Source organism: Halobacillus sp. K22 (assembly GCF_052246795.1).
Lineage (GTDB): Bacteria > Bacillota > Bacilli > Bacillales > Halobacillaceae > Halobacillus.
Window position 1 is genome coordinate 1 of record NZ_JBQQCN010000031.1, and the last position, 21,244, is coordinate 21,244.

The window sequence follows — 21,244 nt, forward strand, 5'->3', positions numbered from 1 at the left end:
TTCAACGACTCCTTTCAACCGTCGGTGCGACGGGGCTAGCCTAATCATTTGAACGAACCGTTAGGTTCGTGCTCTTAGGAATCCTCCAACTTCAAGGAGCGTCAGCGAGTAAGTGGGGGTAGTTCAAAAATGTGGCTCTTATATGATCAATCTAAGTCATCCAAAAAAAGAAGCATCGATGCGCCAAATGGCGAACGATGCTTCGTTGTTTAGACTGTCGCTATTTTTTTTATTTTACAGGCTCCATTAAATTAAGAGCTCGAGAGGTAGAATCATGAACCCGATCAAGCAGCTCAGGATTATCCTCCAGCGACTCGCCGTAGGAAGGGATGATTTCCTTGAGCTTCGGCTCCCACGAATTAAGATATTCTGGGAAGCACTTGTGTAAGACCTCGAGCATAATCGAAACGGAAACGGATGCTCCTGGTGATTCGCCAAGAAGGGCAGCCATGGTACGGTCCTCAGCGTGAATCAGTTTGGTACCGAACTGGAGAGCACCGCGGCCGCCTTCTTCAGTATCCTCAATCAATTGTACACGCTGTCCGGCTACGAGAAGGTCCCAGTCTTCATTGGAGGCATTGGGAACAAAATTCCGCAGCTCTTCCATCCGGTCTTTTTTGGACATCTTCAGCTGCATGGCCAAATATTTGATCAGGGAGGTATTTTTGGCTCCGGCTGCGAGCATCGTCAGCACATTTGTCGGCTTCACGGAACCTAACAGGTCCATCATCGAGCCGGTTTTCAGGAACTTAGGGGTAAATCCGGCGAACGGGCCGTATAACAGCGTGTCTTTTCCTTCAATATGGCGGCGGTCCAGATGCGGAACTGTCATCGGCGGCGTGCCTGCCGGTTCTTTTCCATAGACTTTGGAATGGTGCTTCTTCACGACTTCCGGGTTATCGCAAACGAGGAATTCGCCGCTGATCGGAAATCCTCCGATGTGCTTGCTTTCCGGAATGCCTGTTTTTTGCAGCAATGGCAGTGCGCCGCCCCCGGCACCGATAAAGGCGAAGGAAGACGTATGCTCTTCGATGGTTTCTTCTTTAAGGTTTCGTACCTTCACTTCCCACGCTCCGTCTTCCCTTTGTTGAATGTTATCGACGGAATGATTGTAACGGATTTCTATGTTGTCCTGTTTCTCTAAATGTTTCAGCATTTGGCGGGTCAGTTCTCCAAAATTAACATCTGTGCCATGGTCGAATTTCGTTGCCGCAATCGGTTCTTCAGTGGAACGGCCTTCCATCATTAAAGGAATCCATTCCTTGATGCGTTCGGGGTCTATGGAAAACTCCATCCCCTGAAACTGAGGGTGATCTTTCAGGGCTTCCACCCGCTTCGTCAAAAATTCCACATGATCTTTTCCGTAAACAAAGCTTATGTGAGGCAAGGGGCGGATAAATTCTTCGGGACTCTGTAGATCGCCTTGCTCGACCAGGTGGGCCCAGAGCTGTCTGGAAATCTGGAATTGTTCATTAATTTTCACGGCCTTGCTAATGTCCAGTGAACCGTCCGGCTGTTCAGGGGTATAGTTCAGTTCACAGAGAGCGGCGTGCCCGGTTCCGGCGTTATTCCATTCATTGGAACTCTCTTGTCCGGCGGAGTCGAGCTTTTCGAACAGGGTGATACGCCATTCCGGCTGTAATTTGTGCAGTAGTGTTGCCAGTGTCGCGCTTACGACGCCAGCTCCGATCAGGATCACGTCGGTCGTTGTGTGATTATGATTCATGTTATTCCTCCTTTTATAGTTAAACAGGCAGCAGCTGTATCGGGAGTTATCGTCAATCTGATGGGCAGGTCCCGATCGTCATCCGCTTTCACCTTACCGTTCCTGTTCGTCACGCGAGGGTGATGCCTTTTTATTTTTATAAAAAATGCCGGGGATCACTTTTCCTTTATGTACCTTGATACTAGCAGCGTACTCGTGGAGGCAAGTGATCCTGCATAAAGGAAGCGGGAATTCTTACGTTACGAACATAGATAAGGTCATCAGATGACTTTGTTTCTTTTATTCTAGCACGAGCAGAAATCGCTTTCAATAAAAAGCTGAGTCTCTAAATCATTTAAGATTTTACAAGTTTTGCTCATATGAACCAGGGCGGGGGACGAGAAGCCATTGTTTTGTAAAAATTGTGAAATCGATCATAAATTCTATTGAAAATATGTTTGTAAGCGGTTACTATGGTTAATATGGTCATCTGATGACCGTATCAACTACTGACAAGTAAAGGTTTTTTAGGAATAAGTAAAAATGAAAACTAAGAGGAGGAGATTAAATGTTGATGGTGGTGGCACTAAGTGCTGTGATTGTTCCCTTTCTTCTGCTGGTTTTATTGCGTATGCCAGCGATCAAAGGGATGTCCATAAGTGCTGTAGTGGTAATTATTTTAGCGATGACCGTGTGGGGAATGGAGGGGCAGGTGATTGCTTCTTCCATTTTGCAGGGAGTACATAAAACCCTGACGATATTATTGATTTTATTCGGAGCGCTCGTGTTATTGAACACCCTTCGTAACACCGGAGCGGTGACCCGTATCAACCAGGGATTTCAGAGTATTTCCCAGGACATGAGGGTCCAGCTTATTTTTGTCGCTTTTTTATTCGGCTCGTTAATTGAAGGAGCAGCAGGGTTCGGTGCACCGGCGATGGTGACGGCTCCGTTGATGCTTGCTCTTGGCTTCAAGCCGCTCGCAGCGGTAGCGACAGCCCTTATTGCGGATAGTACGGCGGTAGCCTTCGGGGCCGTTGGAACGCCGGTGTTGGTCGGACTCAGCACCTTGCCCGATGCGGGCACCGCGTTTTTCAAGGAGGTCGGCGTAACTGTCACTCTTATTGATTTATTCGCGGGAACGTTTATTCCATTTATCTTAGTCCTCGTGCTGACCCTATTTTTCGGTAAAGGGAAGGGAATAAAAGACGCCCTCGTGATGATACCGTGGACGCTGCTCATTGGGATCACTTATAATGTTTCAGCTCTTGTATACGCGACTTTGTTTGGTCCGGAATTTGTAGCGATTCTAGGATCCTTGACCGGGCTGGTTGTCGCAGCCATAACCGCGAGAAAGGGATGGCTTCTCCCATCCACTGTATGGACGGATGCCAGACAGGAAAATTTTGAGGATACCGAAGAAAAATCCGAGATGGGACTAATCCGAGCGTGGTTTCCTTACATTATTGTCGTGGCCTTGCTGTTACTTACACGCATTGTTCCATGGTTTAAGGAATTTACACAGTCGGCTATTGATTTATCGTGGTCAAACATTTTAGGTGTGGAAGGGATTGCATCCAGCTGGGCAGTTTTATATTCGCCCGGAACCGTGCTGACAGTTGCAGCCCTTTTAGCTCTGCTCGTCCAGCGAAAATCGTTTAACCATTTTGGACGGGCGGCAAAGCAATCGCTATCCACAATCAAAATTACCGCTGTTACATTGGCGGCCACGCTTGCTATGGTGCATGTGTTCAGTAATTCCGGGATGAATATGAATGATTTAATGAGCATGCCAAGTTATATTGCCGAAGGAATGGCGGCTGCGTTTGGGCCGATGTGGATTTTTGCCGCGCCGTTTCTTGGAGAGCTAGGATCCTTTATAACAGGAAGTGCAACCGTTTCAACCCTTACCTTCGCACCCATTCAGTACAATATAGCGGAGGCTACAGATGCGAACCTCAAGGTAGTGCTCGCAGCCCAGCTGGTAGGAGCTGGAGCAGGGAACATGATCTGTGTGCATAATGTGGTCGCTGCAAGCGCTGTCGCAGGAATGGAAGGGGAAGAAGGAAACGTGATCCGGAAAACCCTGGGACCGGCTTTACTTTACGGCGTCCTTGTCGGTATAGGTGGATTTATATTAATGGGGATCTTGTAAGTAAGAAAAAGCATCAGCTAAAATACTAGCACCATGGCATAGGGTGAAGAAATAGGATAATAAAACATATAAGCATAGACTAGATTCTACTGAATTCTATTGATAGTTAATTGAAAGTTTCATAGAACCTAATATTACACCGCAATAAAAAATACCCGGCCTTTTGGATTTAAATACAAGAGGCCGGGTATTATTGAGCTCTAGGAAGATTTCACCCAGTAAGCTGCTTCATTTTCTGAAGGGGAAGGTGGGAATTGATCGCCTTCATTCAGGCTGATTTCCGTATTATTATTGCTCTTATTTCCATTTGCAAGTTTATCTACTTTATACTTACCGGATTCTGGAGCTTTTTGACCAGTTTTAAACTGGTTGTTTGAGGTATTATTGGATGACGAATTGTTTGAAGAAGTAGTATTAGAACCGTTTCCTGAGTTTTGTCCGCCTTTTTGACCGATTTCCTCAAAATGTTCCTTGCTGTATTCCTTGCTGGTTGTTTCTCCGCCTTTTTGGCCAATGTTTTCATAAAATTCTTGATCATGGTTTTGAGACGTTTTTTCGCCACCTTTTTGACCAATATTCTCGAAGTGTTCTTGATCGTATTTACGACTTGTTTTCTCTCCGCCTTTACGACCTGCTTCTTCCGTAGTCATGGATTGATTTTGGTTTTGATTATTGTTCTTAGCCATTTTCATCGACCTCCTTAAATAGTATATAAAATAATTACCACTATATGGGTGTTTATTAAACCTGATTTTCATTTGTAATATTTTTTTAATATAATTTGTTTGTTTTTAGTCTTCTATTTTTAAGAAACTTATAGTAAGTTCCGGTGGACCGAATTGCTTGAAGTAGCATGCTTATCTTAGTGTAGATTCCAATAATGAAGGGACGATATTCATAAAAGTTACCTAGTATCCATAGGAAATATAAGCCTATATCCTCTTTCAAGATGAGAATATATAGGCATTTTTTACATTTATTGTGTGTGAACTTTGTTATATGGGTAAAGTTTCATAGAAGACGAAAAGGAGGGAGTCACATGTTAATCAATTATCAAGCAGATACATTTTTCGATGAAATGATGGATCAATCAGGAAATCCCAGGGACCATTATAAAGCTTTTAACAATGTAATTTCAAAAGCCTCTGCAGAAGATTTGCGGAAAAGACATGAACGAGCGCAGTTACATTTTTTAAAGCAGGGCATTACGTTTACCCCTGATGAGTATGGTACCGAGCGGACGCCTCCTTTTGATTTTGTTCCGATTATCATTCCGGAAAAGAAGTGGAAGGAGATCGAAAAAGGATTAAAACAAAGAGTTGAGGCGTTAAGTTACTTTCTAAATGATATTTATGGTGATAAAAAGATCATTAAGGAAGAAGTCGTGCCGAAAGAACTGCTCGAAAACAGTTCCTACTATAATGAAGAGCAGGTTTCAGGTATGAATCTGCCGCTTAGCCATCCCTTATTTTTAGCGGGAATTGATCTTATTCGTGATGAAAATGGCGAATACCGGGTATTAGAGGATAATCTGCGTAACCCTTCAGGGATTTCGTATGTTTATCAAAATCGGCAGGTAACCAGAAAAGTATATCCAGAACTGTTTGATCAATATAGTGTGCTCCCACTTGAAAACCAGTTTAAAGAGCTGCAAAAGGCTCTGTTCAGCTATGCACCACGCAATGCTTCATCTTCGCCTCAGGCGGTGTTATTAACGACAGGCGTTTATAACTCGGCTTATTACGAGCACTTATTTCTTGCAAAGCAGCTGGGGATTGAATTAGTGGAAGGACGTGACCTGATCGTCGAGAATGACATCGTTTATAAGGAAACAACGAGCGGACTGGAGCGTGTAGATATTATTTATCGAAGAGTTGATGATGAATACTTGGATCCGGAATCCTTTCGCTCAGATTCTGAAGTTGGTGTCTCTGGTCTTATGAGAGCCTACAACCAGGGCAATGTGACCATTTTGAATGGAGTAGGTGTCGGAGCAGTAGATGATAAGGCGATCTATGCTTATGTACCGGAGATGATTCGCTATTACTTGAATGAAGAGCCGGTTCTTAAGAATGTAACCACCTATTTTTTAAGAGATTCAGAGCAAAGAGATTATGTGTTAGAGAATCTTGAGAAACTCGTCATCAAGAATATTGGAGCTTCCGGCGGAGACGATATGCTGATTGGCCCAAATGCCTCGGAAAAAGAGTTAACGGCATTTCGACAAAAAATCCAGGATAATCCAAAGGAATATATTGCCCAGCCTACAGTTCAATTGTCACGGGCTCCGGCTTTTCAAGAAGGGGAATTCCGTCCCCGTCATGTAGATTTAAGAATTTTTGCGATGAAAGGTGAGGAAACCAATGTTCTGCCTGGAGGACTTTCCAGAGTGGCTTTGAAGGAAGATAACCTTGTGGTGAACTCTTCTCAGGGTGGCGGACTTAAGGATATTTGGGTAATAACGGCAGAAGGAGGAGAGGGCTATGCTTAGCAGATTGGCAGATTCATTGTATTGGTTGTCCAGATTTATTGAAAGGTCTGAAACTAACGCTCGAACCCTGAGCAGCCGGCTGATTCATATGCTAGAAGAATCAGATCAGAATACACTAAATAACGACTGGGAAGAGCTTCTTGAAATCTGTGCTTCTAAAAACGAATATTATGCACTCTATTCTCGTTTAAATAGTGAAGATGTGCTTGATTATCTTGTACGGAGCCCGGAGAATGAAAATTCTCTTCTTCAATTGCTGGAAAGGTCCAGAGAGAAAGCAAAGGAGTCCCGAACACTTATACCCGCTTCTATTTGGGAGATGATCAATCATTTATATTTAGAGAAGAAGGAACAGCTGGACGGGTCTTTACGTTCCAATACAATTCAAGAGGACTTAGGCGATATTCTTGATATGTCTTCAAATTTTCAAGGGATTATCGAATCTTCCATGTTAAGAGGGGAAGCTTATAACTTTATAAAAATAGGAAAGTGGATCGAACGGGCGGAAACCACTGCGCGAATCCTAAAGGTTATTTGTGAGAAGACGTTAGTGGAAAAGAATAATAAAGATTTTCAGGAGTTCGATTACTGGCTTCATGCCCTCCAGTTAGCCAATGGTTATGATTCTTTTATTATGGAGCACCCGTTAACGCTGAACCCTGAGGAAGTATTTACGTTTCTAATAGAGGAAGAACGGTTTCCGCGGTCCATAACGTATTGCATGAATCATACTTTACTTGCGGTAGAGCAGTTAAACCCTGGAAGGAGTCCTCAAAATACTGAAGAGTTATTTCAGTTGTTAGAGTACACACAAAGAGGAATTGAACGGACTGATATTGCCGGGATGTCGGTGGAGGAACTCTTACGTTTTCTGAAAGGGTTCCAGGACCACTGCGATAGAATCCATGAAGTTTTCTCAGCCGCTTATAATCTGGACGGATATAAAAGTAGATCTGTGGGAAACAGCCAATAACTTGGAGAATCAGCATAAAAAAACAGGTGCTCTAAAAAAGGAGCATCTGTTTTTTATGCTGTTATGCAGGGGGAGGTCACTTCTTAAACAAGCTTTGGTAAAGTTTATGGTTGTTTTTTATAATAGCCCTATTAAACAATAGGGCCGGATACTTGAAGACTCGAATGCAAGATATATTTGGTCCGTTACTAATATGGAGAGGGGCTGGCTACGGAAATAACTCGCTTTCCTACGGGGGAACTGGCAAGCCTCCTCGGTCGCTTCACTCCCTGTGGGGTCTCGCCTAGCTCCTTCTCCCGTGGGAGTCTCGTCATTTCCTTCGCCAGCCCAGTCACGTGAGAATAACGGACCTTTTTCAATAGAGGATGTTCTCCTCCAAAATAAGGCCTAAAATACTTCTATAATAAGCTTTTTTACCCTGAAAATAACCCCATCCTGCAAACAGTTTGTTAGGTGGTTTCGAGTTTATGATTCGTCCCCTGGAGGACCTCCCTCATAACCAATATCTCGAAATCAAGTCTTCAAGTAATGGGAGCTTTACTGGGAAATCAACACGGGGGTTTTACGGAGTCTTTATAAAAATAACTTCCGCAGAAAAGACGAGGATGGTCCTTTTATGCGGAAGTTTATTTATCTTTTCTAGCTTCTGAACTCTAAACACCATGATTGCGGATGTCCAGGTTAGTTTAGATCGCTTATAACCAATCCTTTTACATACACCTATAGAAGGTAAGGAGCGTAAACGACCAGCAGGATAATAACCCAGATCACATCCACGAAGTGCCAGTAGTAATTAAATATCTTATGTTTTTCTTTAAACAGATTGAAAGGTAAAATTCTTCCCTGGATAAATAGGACAATCATCCATCCCAGCCCAAACGTTACGTGGGAAGCATGCAATCCGACCAATACATAATAGGAGGACAGGAAATTATTCGTAGATATAACATGTCCCTCCATGATGAATTTACGGAATTCTTCTATTTCAAAGTACATAAACGCAGCGCCTAGTAAAAATGTAAGCCCAATCTCTGTCATAATTAATTTCATATTTCGATCGTTCAGCCCTTTTTCCGATAAAAGCAGGGTACCGCTGCTTGAAAGCAGAAAGATGGAAGCAAGGATGATTGTCTTCCATTCGAATAATTCACCAGGATGCGGGCCGGTCTGAGGAGGAGTGTATATGATATAAGTAGCAAATAATGTACTGAACATTACTGCTTCAACAAAAAGATAGATGAAAAAGCCGATCCTTTTATCACCGAATAAATCCTGCGAGATGGTTTTACTGCTCACTCTCTTTCTCCTCCTTCTTATACACAGGCTTCCGTTCATCATAGAAAGCTCTTATGATAAAGGTGCTTAAAGACATGACTCCACCTAATAGCTGCATCCAGATCCACCCATAAATAAATCCAAAACTTAGAATAAATAAACCGGCCGACAAAAACATAGGCTGAATGGTAGGTTTTGAGATTGGTGATGCCCGGTGATTCTCTGTAGTAGGGATGGGATCATTATTAATTTTGGACCACCAGAACATATCTCTTCGATTAATGATCGGCATTTTTTCAAAGGGGTGTTCCGGCGGCGGAGATGGAATGCTCCATTCCAAAGTGCGCCCATCCCATGGGTCATTCTCTGCTTTTGTATGATTTCGATGGGTTTTAATGACATTCCATAAGAAAATTAACATGGAGAATCCCATGAGATATGCCCCGATACTGCTGATAAAGTTGTAAGTCCAAATGCCATCTTCATACGTATAATCATAGACTCGTCTTGGCATGCCATTCAGCCCGGCTAAGTGCTGAAGGAAGAACGTCAAATGGAAGCCGATGAGAAACAGCCAAAAATGCCATTTTCCGAGTTTGTCATCTAACTTCTTGCCCATCATGATGGGATACCAGTAGTATATGGCAGCAAAGGAAGCAAGTATTGTTGAGCCGATGATGACGTAATGGAGGTGGGCTACCACAAAGTAAGAATCATGGAACTGCATATCCGCTGCTGCAGAACTAAGCATAACGCCAGTTACCCCGCCCATTACGAAGGTGGGAATAAACCCTAAAGCAAACAACATGGGGGCTTTCATGCTAATGACTCCGCGTCTCATCGTAAATAGCCAGTTAAACACTTTAATTCCTGTAGGAACCGCAATCAGCATGGAAGCGACCGCAAAAAATGTATCAGAAAATGGGCCAAGGCCAACGGTAAACATATGGTGAGCCCAGACCATTAAACCCAGCAGCCCGATTAAGGCAAGAGAAGCCACCATAGCGGTGTACCCGAAAACATTCTTCCTTGAGAAGTTAGAAATAATGTCTGAGAAAATACCGAAGGCCGGTAAAGCAATGATATAAACTTCAGGGTGTCCGAAGATCCAAAACAGGTGCTGCCAATAAACGGGATGGCCTAATTCTCCGAGAAAGAAAGTGGCTCCGTAAAGCCTGTCGAATTGCAGTAATAATAACGCGATAGCAAGAACTGGAAAAGCAATCAGGATTAAGAAAGATGTAACCAAAGTTGCCCACGGAAAAAGCGGCATTCTCGTAAGCTTCATTCCTGGAGCTCTTAAGCGAATGATCGTGGTCATCATATTTATAGCTGCAAATATAGTCCCAAGCCCGGAGACCTGGAGTCCGAATATGTAAAAATTATTGTTTGGACCAACCGTAAATGAATCGGTGGATAGGGGAGCGTAAGCGGTCCAGCCCATGTTTGGTGCAGCGTTGAAAAAAAAGGCGAGGAAAAATATCGTTCCTCCTGTTAAAAATAAGTAGAAACCCACCAGATTTAAATAAGGGAAAGCTAAGTCATTGGCCCCGATCTGGAGAGGTACGGCCACATTCATTAACCCGATTAAGATAGGTGTAGCTACAAAAAATATCATCATCGTGCCATGCGTGGTAAACAGCTCATTATACTTCTCTCCCTGAAAAACCCAGAATTGGTTTTCAGGTGTGATTAGCTGGGTTCTCATTAATAAAGCATCGACTCCCGCTCTAAAAAAGAAGAGCATAGAAAAAAGGATATATAGTGTCCCTACTTTTCTATGATTGGTACTAGTCGCGTAATCCCAAACCACAGGCCAGTAGTGTTTCTTTGTAATCCAGTATAGAACGATAGGTAATCCTATTATGGCTGATACCCAGCCAGCAATAACATCGGTAGGTATAATAATAAGGTTTCCGTTAAAAGTAAACTCCATCGTTTCACCCCTTTATTTCTATATTTTATTTTTCTTCAGCCAGCCACTCCTCGAACTCTTTCGCTGGTACTACTTCGGTAACAAATCTCATGTCCGCATGCAGAATCCCGCAAAACTCTGCGCATTTTCCCTGGTAGGTGCCCACTTCATTTGGAGCTACTTTTAATTTGTTTTCCTTATCAGGAATAGCATCTCTTTTTCCAACTAATCTTGGAATCCAAAAGGAATGAATGACGTCAGTGGACTTTAGATGAAATACCACTTCCTGATCCACGGGGAGCACGAGCGTATCATGTGTTTCTTTTCCATTTTCATATTGAAACGTCCATCTCCATTGTTCACCGATTACATTGACATGCATGGCCTCTTCTGAACTGGCATCTGTATTCGATACTTGGAACGTATAGATAATGGTGGGAATAGCTAAACCGATAAGTAGAATAATAGGTAAAGTCGTCCAAATAATTTCCAGCGTACGGTTCCCTTCTTCGTGCTTGGGGATGTCCTTCCTGTTTTTTTCGGTTTCTCGATATTTGACCGTAAAAAGAATGAAAAGGACACACACCACGGCAACGACAAACATCATAAGGCCAAAACTCAAATTGATCAGAAAAGCTTGATCTGCTCCTGTCTCACTTACCGGGTTAAGCGTGCGAAGGCTGCAGCCGGACAAAAAGGGAGCGAGCAGGAAAATGAACCATTTCTTCATATGTAACTCAACCTTTTCCTTAGAGATTTTTGAAAGCTATATTAATCTATGTAGCCTGTAATATAAATGCCGAAACCCTTTTGTAAAGCAGTTTAGTTCAATAATAAAATCGTTTATACGTGTCTATAAATTCTATAAATAGATGGGGCCCAGCTATTATGCTTTTTACATGAACCGGCAATAGATATGGAATAAAAATGACAGTTTATATAGGCGGGTGCATTTGCATAAAAAACACTCTACCTTTAGTAATGGGATACTAAAGGTAGAGTAACTGCAGGTATCTATTATGAGGATTTTACCCAGTAAGCTGCTTCATTCTCTGATGGGGAAGGCGGAAACTGATCTCCTTCATTCAAGCTGATCTCAGTATTGTCACTGGATTTATTGTTTCCACTTACAAGTTTGTCTACTTTATAATTACCGGATTCTGGAGCTTTTTCACCTGTTTTAAACTGTTTGTTTGCCATTATTAAGGCACCTCCGTTATAATTTTAGTTATTCATTTAATAAAGTTACCAGCTTTATTTGGTGATCGGCTGCAACTCTTAGTTATTGCTAGAACCATTACCTGAGTTGCAGCCAACTTTTTAATCAATCTTCTCTAAGTGTTCTTCTCCGTACTTACACATTAGTAATTTCTCCGCCTTTACGCCCTGCTTTGAGGTGCGGCTATTTAAACCTGCTTTTCACTTAAAATACTTATTCAATATACTTAAGTGTACGTAGCTTACGTTATTAATTGTTACCTGATCCTTTAGCTGTTTCACTTACCACATTGCCAGCAATCTCATCGGATCCCTGTACACCAATATCGCCTATGCTGACCACACCGCTGATTTTTTCATTATCGACTACAAGCAGGCGGCGAATTTGATGATCCTGCATGAGGCGAGCGGCTTCAGCTACATCCATATCAGAAGAACCAGTAATGATTTTCTCTGTCATTATATCTGAAGCTTTTACATTATCAGGGGAACCTTTTGCTAAGCCCTTCACTACGATATCACGGTCTGTTACCACTCCTGCGTAATTTCCTTGCTCCACGACAGGTACAAACCCAATATCTTCTTCTCTCATGCATTTAGCAAGCTCGGACAAATTGTCAGATGCATCACATGTGACGGTGTTCGTTTTCATATACTCTTTTAATGCAGCCATTATTCCACATCCTTTCTAAGATTATTATTATTGGCTTATAATATCTAATTTTACTTTTAATAGGAGATTTAAACCCAAAATATGGATTTGGATCAAAGTTCCTACAAACGTCATGTTTAACTAAATCCAATATTATAACTTTAGCACCTATTTTTACTGAACAAAGAAAATTGGGTTTAATTCATACTTTAAAGTGGTTAAACTAATTTCTATATTAAGATAGTTATAGCTCGCCTTTTCCAAACTATAAAGTTATATATCATTCCTCTAATTTACTTATGCTTGATTGCTAGCATTTGTGTGGTAATTTTAAAAAAGGAGTTGTGGTGAAAATGTTTTCCATATTAGGGTATAGTTTTCTAGTTAGCTTTGTAGCCGTAACTAGGTTTATCCTCAAGTAAAAGAAATTTAAGAATCCATATATATAAACAAAATGAATGCACCGCTCCTTAATTAAGGAACGGTGCATTTTTAGGGGGATTTAAAATGGGGAGAGGGCAGAAGAAACCAGGTCTCATCTTTAACCATTAACAACAAGTATTTAAGAAATCTAACCAGCAGGAATAGTCTGTAGTATCTGAAATGAATTGATCCAGTTCCTTGGTTGGTACATTTTTAAGTAAAGTATCATTAGACAAAGGCAGGAATGTGATAAACTCCTCAAAGTTCTCAAATTGAGTGGTATCCTTGATCAGATCATCCGTGATCTGACTCTTAAGTACCTGGTAGAATTTAAATAGATCCATATTGTCCTGGTTTACTGATTGCATAAGAACACCTCTTTCATCCTACAGGTAGTATAAGATTGGAAGTCCGCCCAGTAAGTGGGGGATGTTGATTAGTTGAAATGCTAGTAGCAACCTTTCTATTCGCCGTATTCCACGGAAGAAAATGAATAAAACGGTAAAATTATAAAAAAGTTATAAATGTTAACATTAAAGTAATTATTTTACATTTATTCAGGTTATTTATTCTTAATAAATTTTTATTTACCCAGAGTGGAAAAATTGAAACTTTGGAAAAGTTTAGTTTATAAAAAGACCGTGAAGTACTACAGAGGAAGTGAGCTTGAAGCTGATGGTCACGGTGGCTGCATTATTTTGAACAATACGCATTCTCGCTTACAACGGATTCTTGATAGAACCCTTCTAATCCTAAACGTTAAAACAAGTTCAAGATTTCTTATCACAATTTCTGAAAAAGGAGAAAAAACTATGTATGAAAAGATCATTATGCATACCGGTCATCGGAATTCTCCTTTGCCCAATGGAAAATGGATGCTGAGTCAGAAGTGGCAAAACCTCCTTTTTATGCATGTTCCCGTTGCGAAAGAAGCGCTGCAGGAATTGCTTCCAGAGGGATTGGAACTAGATTGTTATCAAGGAGAGGCGTGGGTTTCCATTCTGCCGTTTGAAGTGACAGATATGCATTTCCGCAACACTCCGGCCATCCCTTACTTACATTCATATTTAGAGTTAAACGTAAGAACGTATGTAAAAAGGAAAGGCATACCTGGTTTATATTTTTTCAGCCTGGACGCGAATAAGCTGCTGGCGGTGGTCGGGGCAAGTTTCACAACGCTTCCCTACCGGTATGCTCAGATGGATATGTGTGAGTACGGGGATACCATCCATTTTCAGAGTAAACGTTTGGGGAAGAATAAAGCCAGTTTGCAAGCAGCGTTTCGGCCTCATTCGTCTTTGTGGATTCCGGATGAAGACTCTCTCGATGCCTGGCTGCTTGAACGGTATTATGCGTGGAGGTCTATTGGGAATACCATGGTGGAGCTCGGCATTCATCATTTACCGTGGCAGGTACAAAAGGTGGAAGCTGATCTTCAGTCCTATCAGATAACTCCATTTCATTTCGAACATATAAAGAAAGGTAGATTAATATTTCATTTTTCCCCGGCTAAACGTGTGTTGTTCTGGCCGCTGAGAATAATAAAGTAAAGGATCTATGGTATTCAATAAAAAAGAAGCTTCCACTTTAGGAAGCTTCTTTTTTATTGAGCGAAAATCATAGTTCCTGATTTTCTCATCGTTTTAATGAACAAAGGTACGTAAGTGATTATTTTTCGGTAATACATGTGAAATTAAAAATATATGGAACCCATATTCCGCAACAGCTATGACCAAAGCTGAGAATAAGGCTGCAAGAGCTGCTGGTCCACTAAGTGATAAGAACCAGCTGCCGGCCGCCCATACGACCAGGAAGGTTAATCCAAGATCCGCTGCCGTAGCGGTTAAGTTATTTGTTTTTGGAAGGATAAACATATCTCCTGATAGATAGGAAAGAGCACCGAGGACTACAGTGACCAGTAATACTCCACCAAAAGAAGCTCCGTATGCGACTCCCAGTACGAGATAAAGACCGACCAATGTGAGAACGCCCTTAATTAATAAAGCTTTACCATACTCCATTTCAATGGACCTCCTTTTAAGTTTTAATGTGATGTATTTCTATAGCCGATATATTATTCTGGTAAACATTTATGTAATAGTAAAAAAGTGTAAAATTTATCGTTTGCGCTTATTTGTAGGGTGTAAAAATATATTAAGAATAGATACAAAGAAGCTCACATCGTAATGTTTACTATATTAAAAGAATAATTTATGGGAATAATTGGTTTATTTTCAATTCATAACGAGAATACAACCGATATAGCACTCTTAAGTGCCAGCATCTTATTATCAGAAAGAAGCAGACTCCTGATAAAAGTGAATCTGGAGTGTCCTCAGGATTGGTAATTAATAAACTCTTAAACGGAGGTGAATGATCATGGCAAAGAGGAAACAATTTAAAACAGGAGAAAAAGCTCCCGAAAAAGGAACGTACAAAGTTGACAGTCTAGTAAATGGAACTGCTAGTAAAAGCCAACAATTGATTGAGCTTAATGAAGGCGATCAATTCCCGCCGTCTCCGTCAGATAGTGATGCAGCGTACTGGGTTAAGACATCCTAAAGTCTCTACGATGGTAGTGGCGCACTTTAAATAAGAAATTCTAAAAAGGAGTGATGATTTATTTTTACACATAAGAAAGAATTACAGTTTCATGCAAAACCAGATAGACCAGATCCGATGTATGCGAAGAAACTGCAGGAAATTCTAGGTGGACAGTTTGGTGAAATTTCTGTCGCGATGCAGTATCTCTTCCAGGGCTGGAATGCCAGAGGCGATGAGAAATACAAAGATTTAATCATGGATACAGGTACGGAAGAGCTGGGTCATGTGGAGATGATATCTACCATGATCGCTCGCCTTCTGGATGATGCCCCTGTAAATGAACAGGAAAAAGCAGCGGAAGATCCAGTAATCGGCGCGATAATGGGAGGAATGAATCCACACCATGCCATTGTATCAGGACTTGGCGCTATGCCGGAAAATAGTACAGGGGTACCATGGAGCGGTGGTTATATTGTGGCAAGCGGAAATTTAATTACAGATTTACGCGCCAACTTAAATGCTGAGTCTCAAGGAAGATTGCAAGTGGCTCGTCTATATGAAATGACCGATGACCGCGGCGTTAAGGAAATGTTATCTTTCCTTCTTGCGAGAGATACGATGCACCAGAATCAATGGATTGCAGCTCTCAAGGAACTGGAAGAAGAACATGGTACGACGGTTCCGTCCAGTGTACCAAAAGAGTGGGAAGCAACGGATTTCTCTTATGATTTAATCAACTTTTCACAGGGGGAAGAAAGTAAAGAGGGAAGCTGGACTTCTGGTAAGACGCCAGATGGCCAAGGTGAATTCGGCTATGTGAAAGAACCGAAAGCGCATGGTGGAAAGCAAGAGCTGAAACCAGCTCCATCCTATATGCACGGAACACCACCAACGAAGAATAACAAGAGCGGAATTTTTAAATAAAGAGGAGGAGATTACATGGCTAAGAACAAGAATTATGCTCAACATGAGGTTTTGGAAGTACATGAAATGCTAACTGTAAAATCAGCGGCTGCGGCGAAATCATCGCTTATGCAAGGGTTAGCAACGGATAAGGAATTAAAGGAATTACTTGAAGAAGATGCTAAAGTTTCTCAGGAAGCGATTGAAGAATTAAAAGGAATTCTTGAAGAAGCTAAATAAAAGGAGGAATAATAATGTCTGGGATCTTAGATAAAATCAATAATAGAGAATTAATCAATGATGAAGTTATTGCAACAGACTTACTCGTTACGGCTAAAGCAGCGGTTCGAAGTTATTCTGTAGCAATTACTGAAACGGCAAGCCCGGAAATTCATAAAGTATTGAAAAAACAGCTAAATGATGCGATTGATCTGCATCATAAAGTTGCCACTTATATGATTGAGAATGAGCTGTATCACGCTTATGATGTGAACGAGCAAATTAATCATGACCTAGAAAAGGCGGACCTGGCACTCGAGATGCCTTCCAATAGTAAGTAAATTACGAAAAGGAGGATAAACGTGGCAGACAACAATAAAAAGCAAGATTCCCCTGAACAGAAGATGAAGCAGAAAGATCCTAATCGCGATATTGATCCACAGCGTGAAGTTGAGGATGAGAGTACCAAAGAAAGTGAAAAGAATCCTGACGATTAATAAGAAACAATGCGTAAATTAATTTAATAGTGGTTTATGAATGAAACTAGAATGCAGCTGCATTCTAGTTTCGTCCTTTAGACCACTTTACGTAAGCCATGCAAGTACGTTAGCTTGTCCGTGTCATTAATTCTTTATCCTTTATGAGGAAGGTGGGGAGCAATGTTAGTGCAAGTGGAGTGGATTAATTATCATAAAAAAACGGAATTGGACCGCCCGCAGTTATTTAGAATAACGGATAACATTCACTTAGAGCAAGACACCTTAGGAGAAGATCAATTAAGGGAAGCGGCAAAGGAAAAGATTGCCTCCCAGGAAAAATTACCAAAAGAAAATATAGAAATTGTCCAATGTTTGATAGTTAGTGAGAAGAAGAGCGGATAAAAAGATCGGTTTATAGTGTGAATATCATTGGATCTCGTGTATATCCATAACAAAAATTTCAAGTCATAAATCTCTGTTTAAACGTCAATTTTGATGCTCCTGTATAACTTTTCTTGTGGTCCCTTATCGTGGTGGCGGTTGATCGCCATCATTTTTTTGTTAAGGTGTAGTTCCTGTCAAGATGCGGCGGATTATGGTAAACTCTAAGACTAATAATAGGAAGCAGTATATCGTAATGGTCCGGCCAAATGAATAAGGAACGATTACGATGCAACTACGAATAACCCAGGGGGAATAGACGATGACGAGAAAGCTTTACTACGAGGATCCTTACCAGTTGGAATTTGACTCTACCCTAGTAAAAATAGATAAGGACGAACGGGGACCGTACGTGGTGCTTGATGCAACGGCATTTTATCCGACAGGCGGCGGGCAGCCTTACGATACAGGTACATTGAATGGGGTCGAAGTGATTGATGTGGAAGAAGTGGACGGTGAAGTCCGGCATTACATAAAAGAAGAGTTCCTGCAAAATGGGGAAGAAGTACACGGAAGCGTCGATCGAAAGCGCCGTATCGATCATATGCAGCAGCATAGCGGACAGCATATCATATCGGCTGTTTTTGATGATCAGTACAGCATTCCGACCACGAGCTTTCATTTAGGAAGCGATACGGTGACGATTGATTTAGATACGAATCATCTATCGGAAGACCTTTTACAAAACGCAGAGGAGCAGGTGAATCAGATTATTCTCAAGAATCTTCCTATTGAAGCCAGGTGGATGACGGCCGAGGAAGCGAACGACTATCCGCTGCGAAAGTCGCTGGCTGTTGAGGGGGATGTGCGTCTCGTAATCATTCCAGAGGTGGATTACAATGGATGCGGCGGGACTCACCCGGCTTCAACCGGGGAAGTGATGGGGGTGAAATTTCTGGGCTGGACGAAAAACAAGAAACAGGTTCGTCTCGAGTTTGTCTGCGGATCGCGAGTGCTTGAGAAGCTCGGTCAGAAGCACGGCATTTTGAAAGACATGAAGCAGCTGATTCCAAGACCCGACTCAAGGCTCGTCGAGGAAGTAAGCGAGATGATTCAGGCAAGCAAGGAGAAGGATAAGCGGATTTCTGAGCTTGAGGAACAGCTCCTTCATTATGAAGCGCGTCATATTATTTCTGAGACGAAAGGGGAGCCGGTGATCCAGCGCGTCTTCAAAGACCGCCCGATTAAATCACTTCAGTCGCTTGGAAAAGCTATTATTGAAAAAGCTTCCGGTACGTATCTCATCCTTGTCAGTGAACAGGAAGATCAGCTGCAATTCGTTCTGGCACACGGGGCTGAGATCGACCGGAATATGAATGATATCGCGAAACAGGCGATGCCTCTGGTTGATGGAAAAGGAGGCGGGAAACCGCATTTTGTCCAGGGCGGCGGCAAAAAGCTGCTGGACGGGACTGCTTTTTCAAATCACGTGAAAGAATTAATCTAGGGGATAGATGCTCCTTCTGCGACCGCTTGGAAGCGGCCGGGAGGAGTTTTTGCATGAAGAGCTTAAATCATTTTTCCCTGCCCTTGCCATTTGTAGTATAATAAGGTTAGAACATACGTTCCTGGATTTTCTGTGTTTATCTCCTCGAATCCATCCAGGAATCGTCCATTGACCAAACCTCATTCCTCATGTGGTTGACTGAAAGGAGTGTGTGACCATGACGAAAGTGGTCATTTTAGCTGAAAAACCGTCTCAGGCCAAAGCTTATGCAGCGGCCTTTACGACTCAGGAAAAAACGAAAACGTACATACAATTAAAGCCGGATGCCACCTTCCCGAACGGAGCGACGATCACCTGGGGCGTCGGCCATCTGGTGGAACTCAAAGAACCGCATGACTATAAGCCAGAGTGGAAGAAGTGGAAGCTGGATCAGCTGCCAATCGTACCGGACCGCTTTCTTGAAAAAGTCTCGAAAGGAAAATGGGAGCAGTTCCAGGCGGTAAAAAAATTGTTTCAACAGGCGGATGTGATTGTGAACGCGGCCGATGTTGACCGCGAAGGTTCGAACATTTTTTACAGCATCCTTCGTTTAACCGGCGTCAAAGGAAAACCGGTCCAGCGATTGTGGATCAATTCTCTGGAGAAGGATGAAGTTCGGAAAGGGTTTAAGAACCTGCAAAGCAATGACAGGGACCTGCGCATGTTTGATGAAGCAAAAGCGCGGCAGATCAGCGACTGGATGGTAGGCATCAACGCGAGCCGCCTGTTCACGCTGCTGCTGCAGAAGAAAGGATTCAACCAGCACCTGTCGATTGGCCGCGTGCAGTCGCCGACCGTTTACTTGATCTACCAGCGTCACAAAGAAATCGAAAACTTCGTCTCGGAACCCTTTTATCAAATTGAAGGGCTGTTCCAGGCGGAAAAAGGTTCGTACAAAGGTCTGGCTGAAATTAAGGAAAAGGATAAAGCCAAAGTGCAGGCGCTGATGGACAAGCATGGCCTGAAGGAAAATGAGGATCTGCAGGGCATGATTCACAGTGTCGACAAGAAGACCAAGTACCAGAAATCACCGAAGCTGCACTCCCTGTCCACCCTGCAAAGTGTGGCGAACCGGCGCTGGAAGTACACACCGTCCCACACGTTAAAGACGATGCAGAAACTGTATGAAAAAGGGCTGGTTTCCTATCCGCGAACGGACTGTAATTATATTACTAATAGTGAGTTCAATTATTTAGTGAACAAGCTGGATGCCTATCAGAAAGCGATGAATGTATCGTTTACACCTGCTTCACTAAAACCAAACAAACGATATGTGAACAACAGTAAAGTCCAGGAACACTATGCGATCATTCCGACAAAAACCGTACCTACGGAAAAGAAATTGAACGGACTGAGCCGTGATGAGTCGAACATTTACCATGAAATTCTCGCGACCACACTTGCGATGTTCCACGGAGATTACGTGTATGAAGAAACGACGATCTTCACCCATGTTCATGACCTGCCTTTTAAATCGACCGGGAGAAGAGAAGTGAAGCAGGGCTGGAAAGAGCTATTTCCGAAGCCGTCCAAAGCCAGACAAGAAAAAGACCCCATTCTGCCAGAGGTCCAAAACGGTGAACAAGTAGGTGCCCGCCTTCATATTAAAGAAAGCATGACGCAGCCGCCGAAGCCCTACACAGAAGGCCAGCTGATCAATATGATGAAAACGTGTGGAAAACTGGTGAGTGACGAGGAAGACGTGGAGATTTTAAAAGAAGTGGAAGGTCTCGGAACTGAAGCCACGCGCTCGAGCATTATTGAAACGATTAAAACGCAGAATTACATTGAAGTGAAGAAAAACAACGTGTCGATCACCAACAAAGGGATTATGCTGTGTGAAGCGATCGAAGGCACCTTGTTATCAAGCCCGTCGATGACAGCCAAATGGGAATCGTACTTGAAGAAAATCGGCAATGGTGAAGGGTCCAAGCAGATGTTTATAAAGCAGACTAGCCAGTTTATCGAAAAGCTCATTCAGGAAACGCCTGAATCGATTCAGCAGGTGAACGTGCGGAGTACCGGTGAGAAAAAACAGTGGAATACGGCTGTCGCCAAATGCCCGGCCTGCTCAGGCGGCGAGATTATGGACCGGTATAAATTCTATGCCTGCTCGAACTATAAAAATGGCTGTAAAGTAAGCTTTCCGAAGCGGCTTGCTGGGAAATCACTGTCAGCGAATATGATTAAAACGTTGTGTGAGAAGAAGAAGACGCGGGTTTTGAAGGGCTTCAAAGGAAAGAAACCGTTCAGTACCGCTTTAACGTTGGATGAGGATTATAAGATTAAGTTTGATTTTGCGAATAAGTCATGAGAAAGCAAAGGGGTGAACGGATGATATACGTTCACCCCATAGTTTAATTAA

The 21,244-nt window shown here is 42.4% G+C and carries 21 protein-coding genes; 12 read left to right on the forward strand and 9 right to left on the reverse strand.

Annotated features, from left to right (window positions below; all coding sequences use genetic code 11):
* Positions 1–229 precede the first annotated feature (229 nt).
* Positions 230–1,753 carry a malate dehydrogenase (quinone) gene (gene mqo, locus ACTWPM_RS17835; RefSeq protein ID WP_443134385.1) on the reverse strand — a complete coding sequence of 508 codons (1,524 nt, stop codon included), beginning with the start codon at positions 1,751–1,753 and terminating at the stop codon, positions 230–232.
* A 520-nt stretch (positions 1,754–2,273) separates the two neighbouring features.
* Here mqo and ACTWPM_RS17840 point away from each other — a divergent pair.
* Positions 2,274–3,860, forward strand: a complete 1,587-nt coding sequence (locus ACTWPM_RS17840; RefSeq protein ID WP_443134343.1) for an L-lactate permease — start codon at positions 2,274–2,276, stop codon at positions 3,858–3,860.
* A 200-nt stretch (positions 3,861–4,060) separates the two neighbouring features.
* Here the strand turns inward: ACTWPM_RS17840 and ACTWPM_RS17845 are convergent, their stop codons facing one another.
* Positions 4,061–4,546 (reverse strand): YjzC family protein, encoded by a 486-nt coding sequence (locus ACTWPM_RS17845; RefSeq protein WP_443134344.1) that lies wholly within the window; start codon positions 4,544–4,546, stop codon positions 4,061–4,063.
* Positions 4,547–4,899: 353 nt separating this feature from the next.
* Between ACTWPM_RS17845 and ACTWPM_RS17850 the strand changes: the two genes are divergently transcribed.
* Complete coding sequence (locus tag ACTWPM_RS17850; RefSeq protein ID WP_443134345.1) at positions 4,900–6,351, forward strand: circularly permuted type 2 ATP-grasp protein; 1,452 nt, start codon at positions 4,900–4,902, stop codon at positions 6,349–6,351.
* Positions 6,344–7,324: an alpha-E domain-containing protein gene (locus tag ACTWPM_RS17855; protein ID WP_443134346.1), complete on the forward strand. Its 981-nt coding sequence runs from the start codon at positions 6,344–6,346 to the stop codon at positions 7,322–7,324. The genes ACTWPM_RS17850 and ACTWPM_RS17855 overlap by 8 nt, the downstream gene beginning before the upstream one ends.
* A gap of 720 nt (positions 7,325–8,044) precedes the next feature.
* Here ACTWPM_RS17855 and ACTWPM_RS17860 read toward each other — a convergent pair.
* From ACTWPM_RS17860 to ACTWPM_RS17885, 6 genes are all read right to left on the reverse strand, one after another.
* Positions 8,045–8,620 (reverse strand): cytochrome c oxidase subunit 3, encoded by a 576-nt coding sequence (locus ACTWPM_RS17860; RefSeq protein ID WP_443134347.1) that lies wholly within the window; start codon positions 8,618–8,620, stop codon positions 8,045–8,047.
* Positions 8,610–10,535, reverse strand: a complete 1,926-nt coding sequence (locus ACTWPM_RS17865; protein WP_443134348.1) for a cytochrome c oxidase subunit I — start codon at positions 10,533–10,535, stop codon at positions 8,610–8,612. Before ACTWPM_RS17865 ends, ACTWPM_RS17860 begins: the two co-directional genes overlap by 11 nt.
* Before the next feature lie 25 nt (positions 10,536–10,560).
* Entirely contained in the window at positions 10,561–11,244 is a 684-nt protein-coding gene (gene coxB / locus ACTWPM_RS17870; protein ID WP_443134349.1) for a cytochrome c oxidase subunit II, read from the reverse strand.
* 287 nt (positions 11,245–11,531) lie between these two features.
* Positions 11,532–11,714 carry a YjzC family protein gene (locus ACTWPM_RS17875; protein WP_443131362.1) on the reverse strand — a complete coding sequence of 61 codons (183 nt, stop codon included), beginning with the start codon at positions 11,712–11,714 and terminating at the stop codon, positions 11,532–11,534.
* 268 nt (positions 11,715–11,982) lie between these two features.
* Entirely contained in the window at positions 11,983–12,405 is a 423-nt protein-coding gene (locus tag ACTWPM_RS17880) for a CBS domain-containing protein (protein ID WP_443134350.1), read from the reverse strand.
* Positions 12,406–12,932: 527 nt separating this feature from the next.
* Positions 12,933–13,175: a hypothetical protein gene (locus ACTWPM_RS17885; protein ID WP_443134351.1), complete on the reverse strand. Its 243-nt coding sequence runs from the start codon at positions 13,173–13,175 to the stop codon at positions 12,933–12,935.
* Positions 13,176–13,619: 444 nt separating this feature from the next.
* Here ACTWPM_RS17885 and ACTWPM_RS17890 point away from each other — a divergent pair, with 444 nt between their 5' ends.
* Positions 13,620–14,357: a YqjF family protein gene (locus tag ACTWPM_RS17890; RefSeq protein ID WP_443134352.1), complete on the forward strand. Its 738-nt coding sequence runs from the start codon at positions 13,620–13,622 to the stop codon at positions 14,355–14,357.
* A 93-nt stretch (positions 14,358–14,450) separates the two neighbouring features.
* Here the strand turns inward: ACTWPM_RS17890 and ACTWPM_RS17895 are convergent, their stop codons facing one another.
* Complete coding sequence (locus tag ACTWPM_RS17895; protein WP_443134353.1) at positions 14,451–14,828, reverse strand: DUF2512 family protein; 378 nt, start codon at positions 14,826–14,828, stop codon at positions 14,451–14,453.
* Between the two features lie 358 nt (positions 14,829–15,186).
* Between ACTWPM_RS17895 and ACTWPM_RS17900 the strand changes: the two genes are divergently transcribed.
* From ACTWPM_RS17900 to ACTWPM_RS17935, 8 genes are all read left to right on the forward strand, one after another.
* Entirely contained in the window at positions 15,187–15,369 is a 183-nt protein-coding gene (locus ACTWPM_RS17900) for a YjzC family protein (protein ID WP_443134354.1), read from the forward strand.
* A gap of 60 nt (positions 15,370–15,429) precedes the next feature.
* Positions 15,430–16,275, forward strand: coding sequence for a manganese catalase family protein (locus ACTWPM_RS17905; protein WP_443134386.1), 846 nt, complete (start codon positions 15,430–15,432; stop codon positions 16,273–16,275).
* Positions 16,276–16,290: 15 nt separating this feature from the next.
* A complete protein-coding gene (locus ACTWPM_RS17910; protein WP_443134355.1) occupies positions 16,291–16,494 on the forward strand; it encodes a hypothetical protein in 204 nt (67 codons plus the stop codon).
* 14 nt (positions 16,495–16,508) lie between these two features.
* A complete protein-coding gene (locus ACTWPM_RS17915; RefSeq protein WP_443134356.1) occupies positions 16,509–16,814 on the forward strand; it encodes a spore coat protein in 306 nt (101 codons plus the stop codon).
* A gap of 21 nt (positions 16,815–16,835) precedes the next feature.
* On the forward strand, positions 16,836–16,970 hold the full coding sequence (locus ACTWPM_RS17920) for a hypothetical protein (RefSeq protein WP_443134357.1): 135 nt from the start codon (positions 16,836–16,838) through the stop codon (positions 16,968–16,970).
* A 162-nt stretch (positions 16,971–17,132) separates the two neighbouring features.
* Positions 17,133–17,354 carry a hypothetical protein gene (locus ACTWPM_RS17925; RefSeq protein WP_443134358.1) on the forward strand — a complete coding sequence of 74 codons (222 nt, stop codon included), beginning with the start codon at positions 17,133–17,135 and terminating at the stop codon, positions 17,352–17,354.
* A gap of 301 nt (positions 17,355–17,655) precedes the next feature.
* Positions 17,656–18,840, forward strand: coding sequence for an alanyl-tRNA editing protein (locus ACTWPM_RS17930; protein WP_443134359.1), 1,185 nt, complete (start codon positions 17,656–17,658; stop codon positions 18,838–18,840).
* A 217-nt stretch (positions 18,841–19,057) separates the two neighbouring features.
* Positions 19,058–21,193 carry a DNA topoisomerase 3 gene (locus ACTWPM_RS17935; protein WP_443134360.1) on the forward strand — a complete coding sequence of 712 codons (2,136 nt, stop codon included), beginning with the start codon at positions 19,058–19,060 and terminating at the stop codon, positions 21,191–21,193.
* Positions 21,194–21,244 lie beyond the last annotated feature (51 nt).

Bases quoted from the DNA above. Each gene is read 5' to 3' on its own strand.
- coxB (WP_443134349.1), bottom strand. From the start codon at position 11,244: ATGAAGAAATGGTTCATTTTCCTGCTCGCTCCCTTTTTGTCCGGCTGC.
- ACTWPM_RS17845 (WP_443134344.1), bottom strand. From the start codon at position 4,546: ATGGCTAAGAACAATAATCAAAACCAAAATCAATCCATGACTACGGAA.
- ACTWPM_RS17875 (WP_443131362.1), bottom strand. From the start codon at position 11,714: ATGGCAAACAAACAGTTTAAAACAGGTGAAAAAGCTCCAGAATCCGGT.
- ACTWPM_RS17855 (WP_443134346.1), top strand. From the start codon at position 6,344: ATGCTTAGCAGATTGGCAGATTCATTGTATTGGTTGTCCAGATTTATT.
- ACTWPM_RS17865 (WP_443134348.1), bottom strand. From the start codon at position 10,535: ATGGAGTTTACTTTTAACGGAAACCTTATTATTATACCTACCGATGTT.
- ACTWPM_RS17880 (WP_443134350.1), bottom strand. From the start codon at position 12,405: ATGGCTGCATTAAAAGAGTATATGAAAACGAACACCGTCACATGTGAT.
- ACTWPM_RS17890 (WP_443134352.1), top strand. From the start codon at position 13,620: ATGTATGAAAAGATCATTATGCATACCGGTCATCGGAATTCTCCTTTG.
- ACTWPM_RS17910 (WP_443134355.1), top strand. From the start codon at position 16,291: ATGGCTAAGAACAAGAATTATGCTCAACATGAGGTTTTGGAAGTACAT.
- ACTWPM_RS17885 (WP_443134351.1), bottom strand. From the start codon at position 13,175: ATGCAATCAGTAAACCAGGACAATATGGATCTATTTAAATTCTACCAG.
- ACTWPM_RS17935 (WP_443134360.1), top strand. From the start codon at position 19,058: ATGACGAAAGTGGTCATTTTAGCTGAAAAACCGTCTCAGGCCAAAGCT.
- ACTWPM_RS17900 (WP_443134354.1), top strand. From the start codon at position 15,187: ATGGCAAAGAGGAAACAATTTAAAACAGGAGAAAAAGCTCCCGAAAAA.
- ACTWPM_RS17930 (WP_443134359.1), top strand. From the start codon at position 17,656: ATGACGAGAAAGCTTTACTACGAGGATCCTTACCAGTTGGAATTTGAC.
- ACTWPM_RS17850 (WP_443134345.1), top strand. From the start codon at position 4,900: ATGTTAATCAATTATCAAGCAGATACATTTTTCGATGAAATGATGGAT.
- ACTWPM_RS17840 (WP_443134343.1), top strand. From the start codon at position 2,274: ATGTTGATGGTGGTGGCACTAAGTGCTGTGATTGTTCCCTTTCTTCTG.
- ACTWPM_RS17925 (WP_443134358.1), top strand. From the start codon at position 17,133: ATGTTAGTGCAAGTGGAGTGGATTAATTATCATAAAAAAACGGAATTG.
- ACTWPM_RS17895 (WP_443134353.1), bottom strand. From the start codon at position 14,828: ATGGAGTATGGTAAAGCTTTATTAATTAAGGGCGTTCTCACATTGGTC.
- ACTWPM_RS17915 (WP_443134356.1), top strand. From the start codon at position 16,509: ATGTCTGGGATCTTAGATAAAATCAATAATAGAGAATTAATCAATGAT.